10 protein-coding genes are annotated in these 11290 nt (G+C 62.3%); 8 read left to right on the top strand and 2 right to left on the bottom strand.

The window, feature by feature from the left end; genetic code table 11:
* Positions 1-6 precede the first annotated feature (6 nt).
* Positions 7-951 carry a GlxA family transcriptional regulator gene (locus L6D82_RS06175; RefSeq protein WP_011336294.1) on the top strand — a complete coding sequence of 315 codons (945 nt, stop codon included), beginning with the start codon at positions 7-9 and terminating at the stop codon, positions 949-951.
* A 68-nt stretch (positions 952-1019) separates the two neighbouring features.
* Positions 1020-2192, top strand: coding sequence for an ATP-binding protein (locus tag L6D82_RS06180; protein ID WP_236188372.1), 1173 nt, complete (start codon positions 1020-1022; stop codon positions 2190-2192).
* Here L6D82_RS06180 and L6D82_RS06185 read toward each other — a convergent pair whose 3' ends face one another.
* Both L6D82_RS06185 and L6D82_RS06190 read right to left on the bottom strand, forming a co-directional pair.
* Positions 2193-2609, bottom strand: coding sequence for a DUF3010 family protein (locus L6D82_RS06185; protein ID WP_236188373.1), 417 nt, complete (start codon positions 2607-2609; stop codon positions 2193-2195).
* 47 nt (positions 2610-2656) lie between these two features.
* Positions 2657-3058: a lysozyme inhibitor LprI family protein gene (locus tag L6D82_RS06190; protein ID WP_007959774.1), complete on the bottom strand. Its 402-nt coding sequence runs from the start codon at positions 3056-3058 to the stop codon at positions 2657-2659.
* A gap of 234 nt (positions 3059-3292) precedes the next feature.
* On the opposite strand from L6D82_RS06190, the gene L6D82_RS06195 reads away from it, so the two are divergent.
* From L6D82_RS06195 to etfB, 6 genes are all read left to right on the top strand, one after another.
* Complete coding sequence (locus L6D82_RS06195; protein WP_007959776.1) at positions 3293-4270, top strand: dipeptidase; 978 nt, start codon at positions 3293-3295, stop codon at positions 4268-4270.
* Positions 4271-4347: 77 nt separating this feature from the next.
* Positions 4348-4878 carry a DUF5943 domain-containing protein gene (locus L6D82_RS06200; RefSeq protein ID WP_007926354.1) on the top strand — a complete coding sequence of 177 codons (531 nt, stop codon included), beginning with the start codon at positions 4348-4350 and terminating at the stop codon, positions 4876-4878.
* Between the two features lie 15 nt (positions 4879-4893).
* Entirely contained in the window at positions 4894-6954 is a 2061-nt protein-coding gene (dgcA, locus tag L6D82_RS06205) for a dimethylglycine demethylation protein DgcA (protein WP_011336289.1), read from the top strand.
* Positions 6955-7065: 111 nt separating this feature from the next.
* A complete protein-coding gene (gene dgcB / locus L6D82_RS06210; RefSeq protein ID WP_236188374.1) occupies positions 7066-9015 on the top strand; it encodes a dimethylglycine demethylation protein DgcB in 1950 nt (649 codons plus the stop codon).
* Positions 9015-10235 (top strand): electron transfer flavoprotein subunit alpha, encoded by a 1221-nt coding sequence (etfA, locus tag L6D82_RS06215; protein ID WP_007959785.1) that lies wholly within the window; start codon positions 9015-9017, stop codon positions 10233-10235. Before dgcB ends, etfA begins: the two co-directional genes overlap by 1 nt.
* 9 nt (positions 10236-10244) lie before the next feature.
* Complete coding sequence (etfB, locus tag L6D82_RS06220; RefSeq protein WP_236188375.1) at positions 10245-11015, top strand: electron transfer flavoprotein subunit beta; 771 nt, start codon at positions 10245-10247, stop codon at positions 11013-11015.
* The last annotated feature ends 275 nt before the right edge of the window (positions 11016-11290 follow it).

Raw genomic sequence — 11290 nt, forward strand, 5'->3', positions numbered from 1 at the left:
CGCGCCATGTCCCAGGATTTCTACTTTCTGTTGATGCCGGGTTTTTCCGCCATCGGTTTCATCTCGGCAATCGAACCGCTGCGGGTGGCCAACCGCTTTCGCGGCGAGCTGTACCGCTGGCACGTCTTGAGCGCCGATGGCGGGGCGGTGCTGGCGAGCAACGGGATGTCGGTCAACGCCGATGCCGCGCTGGAGCCGCTGAAGAAAGGGGCGACGCTGCTGGTGGTCGCCGGTTTCGAACCGTTGAAATTCGCCACACCGGCGCTGGAGCACTGGCTGCGACGGCTGGACAACGAAGGCGTGACCCTCGGCGCCATCGACACCGGCAGCTTCGTCCTCGCCGAAGCGGGCCTGCTCGATGGTCATCGCTTGACCCTGCACTGGGAAGCCATCGACGCCTTCAAGGAATCTTATCCACAGCTCAGCGTCACCCAGGAGCTGTTCGAGATCGACCGTCGGCGCATCACTTCTGCCGGCGGTACCGCGTCCATCGACCTGATGCTCGACCTGATCGCCCAGGCCCACGGCCCGCAACTGGCGATCCAGGTCAGCGAGCAGTTTGTATTGGGGCGGATTCGTCCGCGCAAGGACCACCAGCGCATGGAGGTCGCCACGCGCTACGGCATCAGCAACAAGAAGCTGGTGCATGTGATTGGCGAGATGGAGCAGCACAGCGAACCTCCGCTGACCACTCTGGAACTGGCGGAATCGATCAAGGTGACGCGTCGGCAACTGGAGCGCCTGTTTCGCCTGCACCTGAACGACACGCCGAGCAATTTCTATCTGCGCTTGAGACTGGAAAAGGCCCGACAGCTGTTGCGCCAGACCGACATGAGCGTGCTGGAAGTCAGCATCGCCTGCGGGTTTGAATCACCGTCGTATTTCACCCGCAGCTACCGGGCGAAGTTTGCCCGGTGTCCGCGGGAGGATCGGCGACGGGAGGCCGTTTGACGGGCGATTATAGTTAATTATACTTTGAGGTATAAATTACAGTCGTTTGAATAATTGAGTGTAAAACCATGTCCAGAAACAACGGCTTCGTCTTCCGCCGACCCGCTTTGGCCCGCAGCGTTGCCGATGGTCTGGTGGGTGCGGGTCTGCAGGATTTCACCTCCGGTCTTTTTCTGGCAGCGCCGCGTCGCACCGGCAAAAGTACCTTTCTGCGCGAGGACCTGATCCCGGAATGCCTGGCCCGAGGCTGGCTGACGGTTTACGTCGACCTGTGGGCCGACAAGGAAAAAGACCCTGCTGACTTGATCGCCAGTGCCATTGCAGGTGCGTTGGTCCCCTTTGAAAAGGGCATCCGCAAACTGGCGAAGAATATCGGCATCGAAAAACTCAGCTTTCTGCGCACCTTGTCCTGGGATTTCACCAAGCCGCAACTGCCGGCCGGCGCGACCCTGACGCAAGCGCTGGAACTGCTCCACAGCGCCGCGGAAAAATCGGTAGTGCTGGTGATCGACGAGGCCCAGCACGCACTCACCACCGCAGCGGGCATCAACGCGATGTTTGCCCTGAAGGCTGCGCGGGATCAGCTCAACCAGGGACGTGAAGGCGAGGGCAGCGGTTTGCACCTGGTGTTCACCGGTTCCAATCGCGACAAACTCGCCCATCTGGTGCTGGGCAAGAGCCAACCGTTTTTCGGCTCGAGCATCACGCCCTTTCCGCTGCTGGGAAAAGAGTTCACTCAAGCGTACACCTTGCACCTCAACGCCCATCTGGCCGAGACCAACCAGTTCAGTGCGGCCGATATCGATGACGCCTTTGAATTGGTGGGGCGACGCCCGGAAATGTTGCGCACCATCATCGGCGAAGTCGCGCTGGAGTTGGGCGAGGCCAGCAATCTGGGGCAGTTGCTGCAAAGCCGTGCCGAATTGTTGCGCGCAGGCGTGTGGACCGAGTTCGAAAGCGCCTGGAACGCTCTGACCATCCCTCAGCGCGCCGTGCTGGAGGTGATGGTGGAGCGCTCACAGAACAACGAGCCATTCGCGCCGTTCACAGACAGCACGCTCACGGCCGTCAGCAAGGCACTGGAAAACCTGGGCAGCGACGTGGTGCCGGGCACCCAGACCATTCAGGCCTGCATCGATGCCCTGCGCGACAAGGAGCTGGTGTGGAAGTCGAGCCGTGGGGGCTATGCGCTGGAGGATAAGTCCTTCGGTGATTGGCTGAGCGCACGTAAAGCGCGCTAGCTACTTCTTCACCAATGCCGAGCACGCTGCCTTGTAGGCTTCATGCTGATACTTGTTCAGCGTCCCCGGCAGCTCGAAATTGTGCTTCTTGGCCTGGGCATTGATCGTCTGCGGCGACAGCAGCGTCACCTCGCAACCGTCCAGCAACTGAAACACGCCCTCGATCTTGAACGTGGTCGGCCCACCGGCAAACTCGCCCTTCTTGCCGCGCTTCTTGATCGCGATGCGATCAATCGAGTTCTCGCGCACGAACGATGCGACCTGCGCGGCGAACAGTTTGACGTTGGCCGCCTCGTCGTCATCGTCCAGGGCGATTTTCTTGGTGTTCAACGCGACATGGCTCAGCACCGAACCGTCGAGGGACGCCACGGCGATGATCGCTTCACTGCCTTTGATTTCGATACCGCAGATGTTCATGTAAATCCCTTGATTGGCTGAAGAGGTGCAGCTTACAGCTCAAGCCCTCACTCCTGTCCTATCGACTCCAAAAACTCCGACCGCTCGTCACTCATACGCGCCACGCAGTCATTCTGCGCAATCTTGAACGCCTTGCTGCCGTCCGTCGCCGGGAAGGCTTCGACGGCGCAGTCCGCATCGCGGGTTTTCAGCCATTGTTGCTGGGCGGCCTTGAGTTTGGCGGTGATGTCGGCCAGTTGCGCCGGGTTCTTGCCGTAGGTGGTCTGCATGCGCTCGTTCAGGCTGGCGTAGTTGTCCTTGAGCAGGTCTTCGGCGGTGGTGCGGCTGTAGGTCGAGCATTCCAGGGTCTGGATGTCGTTTTCCACCGCGTCGCACGGGTTGTTGTCGGACTCTTCGGCGGCGTGTACGCCGGTCGCAATCAGGGCCAGGGCCAGGAAGATCGATTTCATTGATGTCGCCGCTCTAATCCAGTGGTGTTTCCGGGATGCGGCAGATTCTGGCTCAAGCTCGCGGGCTTGAACAGGTGGCCGGTCGGACCGGTTGGCGACCCTTTGTCGCGGATTGACGCTTTCGGCAATTCCCCTGTCGTTTTTGCACCCGGCTGGTCGCGCACCGAGGCATATGCTGGCCCCAAAGCGCCGGCAGACGATTCGGCGCATGAATCGCCAATAAGGGGACGCCTGATGAGCCCAGCCGAATTACACGCCGACAGCATCGTTATCGACGGTCTGATCATTGCCAAATGGAACCGCGAGCTGTTCGAAGACATGCGCAAGGGCGGTCTGACGGCGGCCAACTGCACCGTGTCGGTGTGGGAGGGCTTTCAGGCCACGGTCAACAACATCGCCGCCAGCCAGAAACTTATTCGTGAAAACAGCGACCTGGTGATCCCCGTCCGCACCACCGCCGACATCCGCAAGGCCAAGGAGCAGGGCAAGACCGGCATCCTCTTCGGCTTCCAGAATGCCCATGCGTTCGAAGACCAGATCGGCTATGTCGAGGTGTTCAAGCAGCTCGGCGTCGGCATCGTGCAGATGTGCTACAACACCCAGAACCTGGTGGGTACCGGTTGCTACGAACGTGACGGTGGCCTGTCGGGCTTCGGTCGCGAAATCGTCGCCGAGATGAACCGTGTCGGCGTCATGTGCGACCTGTCCCACGTCGGCTCCAAGACTTCCGAGGAAGTCATCCTCGAATCGAAAAAACCGGTCTGCTATTCCCACTGTCTGCCGTCGGGGCTGAAAGAGCACCCGCGCAACAAGTCCGATGAAGAGCTCAAGTTTATTGCTGACCACGGCGGTTTCGTCGGCGTGACCATGTTCGCGCCGTTCCTGGCCAAGGGCATCGATTCGACCATCGACGACTACGCCGAAGCCATCGAATACACCATGAACATCGTCGGTGAAGACGCCATCGGCATCGGCACCGACTTCACCCAGGGTCACGGTCAGGACTTCTTCGAATACCTGACCCACGACAAGGGCTACGCCCGCCGTCTGACCAACTTCGGCAAGATCATCAACCCGCTGGGCATCCGCACCGTCGGCGAGTTCCCGAACCTGACCGAAACCCTGCTCAAGCGCGGCCACTCCGAGCGCGTGGTACGCAAGATCATGGGTGAAAACTGGGTCAACGTCCTCAAGGATGTCTGGGGCGAGTAAGCCGCCGCTTCCCGAATACTTCCCCCCGGCCGTCCGCGCCGGGGGCAACACCAAAATTTTTCTGGAGTTAAGTTTCCATGGCCAAGATCGCCCCGCAATTGCCAATCGAAGTCGACAGCGAGACCGGTGTCTGGACCTCCGACGCCCTGCCGATGCTGTACGTGCCACGGCATTTCTTCGTCAACAACCACATGGGCATCGAGGAAGTACTGGGCGCTGACGCCTATGCCGAAATCCTCTACAAGGCCGGCTACAAATCCGCCTGGCACTGGTGTGAAAAAGAAGCCGAGTGCCACGGCCTGGAAGGCGTCGCGGTGTTCGAGCACTACATGAAGCGCCTGTCGCAGCGCGGCTGGGGCCTGTTCAAGATCCAGGACATCGACCTCGACAAAGGCACCGCCAGCGTCAAGCTCGAACACTCGGCGTTCGTCTACGTCTACGGCAAGGTCGGGCGCAAGGTCGACTACATGTTCACCGGCTGGTTTGCCGGTGCCATGGACCAGATCCTCGCCGCTCGCGGCAGCAAGATCCGCACCGTGGCCGAGCAGGTCTACGGTGGCTCCGAAGAAGGCCACGACGACGGCCTGTTCACCGTCAAGCCGTTGTAAGTCGAGGAACCCGCCATGGCTTTCGAAGCAATGTTCCAGCCGATCCAGATCGGCAAACTGACCATCCGCAACCGCGTGCTCAGCACCGCGCACGCCGAGGTCTACGCGACCGACGGCGGCATGACCACCGAGCGGTACGTCAAATATTACGAAGAGAAAGCCAAGGGCGGCATCGGCCTGGCGATCTGTGGCGGTTCGTCCGTGGTGGCGATCGACAGCCCGCAGCAATGGTGGAGTTCGGTGAACCTGTCCACCGACCGGATCATCCCGCACTTCCAGAATCTCGCCGACGCCATGCACAAGCATGGCGCCAAGATCATGATCCAGATTACCCACATGGGCCGTCGCTCCCGTTGGGACGGTTTCCACTGGCCGACCCTGATGTCGCCGTCGGGTATCCGCGAACCGGTGCACCGCGCCACCTGCAAGACCATCGAGCCGGAAGAAATCTGGCGGGTGATCGGCAACTACGCGCAAGCGGCTCGCCGCGCCAAGGCCGGTGGCCTGGACGGCGTCGAACTGTCGGCCGTGCACCAGCACATGATCGACCAGTTCTGGAGCCCTCGCGTCAACAAGCGTACCGACGAATGGGGCGGCACTTTCGAGGGTCGGATGAAGTTCGGTCTGGAAGTCCTGAAAGCCGTTCGCGCCGAGGTCGGTGACGACTTCTGCGTCGGCATGCGTATCTGCGGTGACGAGTTCCACCCGGACGGTCTGTCCCACGAAGACATGAAGCAGATCGCCAAATATTACGACGACACCGGCATGCTCGATTTCATCGGCGTCGTCGGCTCGGGTTGTGACACCCACAACACCCTGGCCAACGTGATTCCGAACATGAGTTATCCACCGGAGCCGTTCCTGCACCTGGCGGCCGGGATCAAGGAAGTGGTCAAGGTTCCGGTGCTGCACGCGCAGAACATCAAGGACCCGAACCAGGCCACGCGGATTCTGGAGGGCGGTTACGTCGACATGGTCGGTATGACCCGCGCCCACATCGCCGACCCGCACCTGATCGCCAAGATCAAAATGGGCCAGATCGACCAGATCAAGCAGTGCGTCGGCGCCAACTACTGCATCGACCGTCAGTATCAAGGTCTGGACGTGCTGTGCATCCAGAACGCTGCGACTTCCCGTGAATACATGGGCGTGCCGCACATCATCGAGAAATCCACCGGGCCGAAACGCAAGGTGGTGATCGTCGGTGCCGGCCCGGCGGGGATGGAAGCTGCCCGTGTGGCGGCCGAGCGTGGCCACGATGTGACCCTGTTCGAGAAGAAGGAATTCATCGGCGGCCAGATCACTACGGCTTCGAAAGCACCGCAGCGTGACCAGATTGCCGGTATCACTCGCTGGTTCCAGCTGGAACTGGCACGGCTGAAAGTCGACCTGCGCCTGGGCACTGCCGCAGATGCCGACACCATCATGGACCTGCGTCCGGACATCGTGGTGCTGGCGGTCGGCGGTCACCCGTACCTGGAACAGAACGAACACTGGGGCGCCGCTGAAGGGCTGGTCGTCAGCAGCTGGGACGTGCTCGACGGCAAGGTCGCGCCGGGCAAGAACGTGCTGGTCTACGACACCATCTGCGAGTTCACCGGGATGTCGGTGGCCGACTTCCTCGCCGACAAGGGCAGCCAGGTCGAGATCGTCACCGACGACATCAAGCCGGGCGTGGCCATCGGCGGTACGTCGTTCCCGACCTACTACCGCAGCATGTACCCGAAAGAAGTGATCATGACCGGCGACATGATGCTGGAGAAGGTCTACCGCGAAGGCGACAAGCTCGTTGCCGTGCTGGAGAACGAGTACACCGGCGCCAAAGAGGAGCGGGTGGTGGATCAGGTGGTCGTCGAGAACGGCGTGCGCCCGGACGAAGAAATCTACTACGCCCTCAAGGACGGCTCGCGCAACAAGGGCCAGATCGATGTCGAGGCACTGTTTGCGATCCAGCCACAACCTTCGTTGAGCAGCACCGGCGACGGTTACTTGCTGTTCCGCATCGGTGACTGCGTGGCGCAGCGTAATACCCACGCCGCCATCTACGACGCACTCCGGCTCTGTAAGGATTTTTGACGGCTCAGCTGCGAGCCCAAGCTGCAAGCCGCAAGTAAAAGCACTGCAGTTTCCACTGCTCTTTCTTGCAGCTTGTAGCTTGTAGCTTGCACCTCGCCAGAGGTGACTCTGATGTTGAACACCCTTCTTCCAATCCTGTTGTTCGCAGCCCTGGCCCTCGCGGTGCTGGGGGCGTTGCGGCGGGTGGCCATGTGGCGCCGAGGCCGGGCCTCGAAGGTCGATCTGATCGGCGGCCTGTTCGCCATGCCCAAGCGTTACATGGTCGATCTGCACCACGTGGTGGCGCGGGACAAATACATCGCCAACACCCACGTCGCCACGGCGGGCGGTGCGGTGGCGTCGATCGTGCTGGCGATTCTGGTGCACGGTTTCGGTTTGCATAACCGGATCCTCGGCTACGCGTTGCTGCTGATGACGGCAGTGATGTTCGTCGGGGCGATCTTCGTTTACCGACGTCGGCTCAACCCGCCGTCGCGGCTGTCGAAAGGCCCGTGGATGCGCCTGCCGAAAAGCCTGCTGGCGTTCTCGGCCTCGTTCTTCCTGGTGACCTTGCCGGTGGCGGGGATCCTGCCGGAGAACTTCGGCGGCTGGGTGCTGGCAGCGATTCTCGGCATCGGTGTGTTGTGGGGCGTGTCGGAACTGTTCTTCGGCATGACCTGGGGCGGGCCGATGAAACACGCCTTCGCCGGGGCCCTGCACCTGGCCTGGCACCGTCGCGCCGAACGTTTTGGTGGTGGTCGTTCGACCGGTTTGAAACCGCTGGACCTGAACGATCCGACCGCGCCACTGGGCGTGGAGAAACCCAAGGATTTCACCTGGAACCAGTTGCTCGGTTTCGACGCCTGCGTGCAGTGCGGCAAGTGCGAAGCGGCGTGCCCGGCGTTCGCCGCCGGCCAGCCGTTGAACCCGAAAAAGCTGATTCAGGACATGGTCGTCGGCCTCGCCGGCGGCACCGATGCCAAGTTCGCCGGCAGCCCGTATCCGGGCAAACCGGTGGGCGAACACGGCGGCAATCCACATCAACCGATCGTCAACGGTCTGGTCGACGCCGAAACCTTGTGGTCGTGCACCACCTGCCGCGCCTGCGTCGAGGAATGCCCGATGATGATCGAGCACGTCGATGCCATCGTCGACATGCGCCGCCACCTGACTCTGGAAAAAGGCGCGACCCCGAACAAGGGCGCCGAAGTCCTGGAAAACCTGATTGCCACCGACAACCCCGGCGGTTTCGCCCCGGGCGGACGGATGAACTGGGCGGCGGACTTGAACCTCAATCTGCTTAGCGAAAAGAAATCCACCGACGTACTGTTCTGGGTCGGCGACGGTGCCTTCGATATGCGCAATCAGCGCACGCTGCGTGCGTTCGTCAAAGTGCTGAAAGCGGCGAAAATCGACTTCGCTGTACTCGGTCTTGAAGAGCGTGACAGCGGCGACGTGGCCCGCCGTCTGGGTGACGAAGCGACCTTCCAGTTGCTCGCCAAACGCAATATCCAGACCCTGGCCAACTACAGCTTCAACCGCATCGTCACCTGCGATCCGCACAGCTTCCATGTGCTGAAAAACGAGTACGGCGCGTTCGATGGCAACTACCTCGTGCAGCACCACAGCACTTATCTGGCGGAAATCATTCAGGCTGGCGCGCTGAACCTCGGACAGCACAAAGGCAACAGCGTGACCTATCACGACCCGTGCTACCTCGGCCGCTACAACGGCGAGTACGAGGCGCCGCGCGAAGTGCTGCGCGCCCTCGGCATCGAGATCAAGGAAATGCAACGTTCCGGCTTCCGTTCGCGCTGCTGCGGCGGCGGTGGCGGGGCGCCGATCACCGACATTCCGGGCAAGCAGCGGATCCCCGACATGCGCATGGAAGACATCCGCGAGACCGGCGCCGAGCTGGTGGCCGTGGGTTGTCCACAGTGCACGGCGATGCTCGAAGGCGTGGTCGAACCGCGTCCGCTGATCAAGGACATCGCCGAACTGGTGGCCGACGCGCTGCTCGAAGACGCCGCGCCGAACAAGCCTGCCACCCCGGCCAAACGTGAACCTGCGGAGGCCCACTGATGAGCGACATTATCCGCCGCGACCCCCGCGCCGAATGGATCGCACGCAACCGCCTGCACCCGCTGCACGCGGCCATGCAACCGGCGCAACACAGCTGGATGGGCCCCAACGGGATCATCCGCAAGAACCTGCACGGCATCGGCTTCATCGGGCCGAACGGCATCAAGCGCATCGACCGCAGCGGCGCTCAACAGGGCGGGGCGGTCAAACGTTCGGCCGCGGTCGAAGTGCAATTGCCGCTGCATCAGGTGCCGGCCCCGGCGTTCTACATCAGCGTGGTGCCGGACATGGTCGGCGGCCGCTTGAGCAGCCACGACCGTGATTTGCTCGGCCTGGCCCATCAACTGGCCGGCAGCGACGGCGCGGTGCTGGCCGTGGTGTTTGGTGAGCACAAGGAAAACGCTTTCGCCACGGCGGGCGTTGACCGCCTGCTGGTGCTGGAAGGCGAAGAATTCAGCGGTTATGCACCGGAACAACGGATCCAGGGCTTGCGGGCTGTGGATAACCAGTTCAACCCGCGTCACTGGCTCCTGCCGGACAGCCGCAGCGGTGGCGGCGAACTCGGTCGACGCTTTGCTGCCGCACTGGGCGAGCGCCCGGCGACACGGGTGTGGCAGGTCAAGGATCAGGAGTGCATCGGCCGCGCCGGTGCCGGGTTGCAGGATCTGGCCCGCCCGGTGGCGCGTTTGATTCTGGCGTCCGCCGAATGTGCGGAACCGGTCAGCGAAACCCGTCACGAAGCGCTGCCGGTGGAGTTATCCACACCCGTCGCACGCAGCCTGTCGCGGATCGAGGATCTGGGTGCGGTGGCGGTGGATCCGGCGGCCATTCCGATGGCCGAAGCGGAGTTCATCTTTTCCGGCGGTAACGGAGTCAAGGACTGGGAGCTTTTCCACAGGACGGCCGCCGCCCTCGGCGCTACCGAAGGCGCTTCGCGGGTGGCGGTGGACGATGGCTTCATGGCCCGCGACCGTCAGGTCGGCGCGTCCGGCACCTGGGTCACCGCGCGGGTTTACGTGGCCGTGGGGATTTCCGGGGCGATCCAGCACCTGCAAGGCATCGGTGCCTGCGACAAGGTCGTGGCGATCAACCTCGATCCGGGCTGCGACATGATCAAGCGTGCCGACCTGTCGGTGATCGGCGAAAGCGCGGAAATTCTTCAGGCCTTGATCGCGGCGGTAGAGGCTTACCGCAACGAAGCCAAGCGCGATGCGGCTTAAGGAACGGTTATGAGCACAAAGATCATCAGTCTGGTTTCAATCGGCGCCCACCCGACTTCCGGCCGCCCGCGCCGCGCCGATCAGGACGCCCGCGCGGTGGAACTCGGCCTGCAACTGGCAGGGGATAACCTGCAAGTGCTGCACGCCGGTGACATCGCCGAACCAGCGCTGCGCGCCTATCTGGGCATGGGACTTGCGCAGATGCATGTGCTGGAACAACCGGCGGGCGCCGATGCGCTGCCGGCGTTGACCGAGTATCTGCGTGATGCTGGCGCACAGGTCGTGTTGACCGGCAGCCAGGCGGAAACCGGCGAAGGCTCGGGGATGCTGCCGTTCCTGCTGGCCGAAGGGCTGGGCTGGCCGCTGGTGGTGGGGTTGGCTCAGGTTGAGTCGATCAACGACGGTTCGGCACTGGTGCTGCAAGCGTTGCCCCGTGGGCAGCGGCGCCGGCTGAAGGTGCGCCTGCCGTTTCTGGCGACTGTGGATAACGCTGCGCCCAAGCCTCGGCAAAGTGCTTATGGCCCGGCGCGACGTGGCGTTCTCCAGGCTGAGGACGTGGAAGTGGCGGACGACGAATTGCTGGCGGTGGCGACCCTGCAACCGGCGAAGCCCCGACCGAAACGGTTGAAGGTGATCAAGGCCAAGAGCGGGGCGGACCGGATGAAGGCGGCGACGGCCAAGGCCAGTGGGGGTGGTGGGCAAGTACTAAAAGGTGTGACGGCGCAGGCCGGTGCTGAAGCGATTTTGAAGTTGTTGATCGAAGAAGGTGTTGTCCGCTAGAAGCCCCCTCACCCTAGCCCTCTCCCGGGGGGAGAGGGGACTGACCGAGTTGGGCCGGCCACTTACATCGACCTGCGACTCCGGTGGTGACCTTGGTTCGCCAAGACTCGATCACTCTCTCGCCAGATTTGAGAAAACCTGAGGTCACGATAAACGCTCAGGTCGATGTACCTCGCGAGATCACCACCGTAGGCTCCCTCTCCCCCCGGGAGAGGGCTGGGGTGAGGGCAGCGGTCACAAGCCATCCACTCCTCAGAATTTACACACAATCCCTG

This window comes from Pseudomonas paraglycinae (assembly GCF_021601625.1).
GTDB classification, from domain to species: domain Bacteria; phylum Pseudomonadota; class Gammaproteobacteria; order Pseudomonadales; family Pseudomonadaceae; genus Aquipseudomonas; species Aquipseudomonas paraglycinae.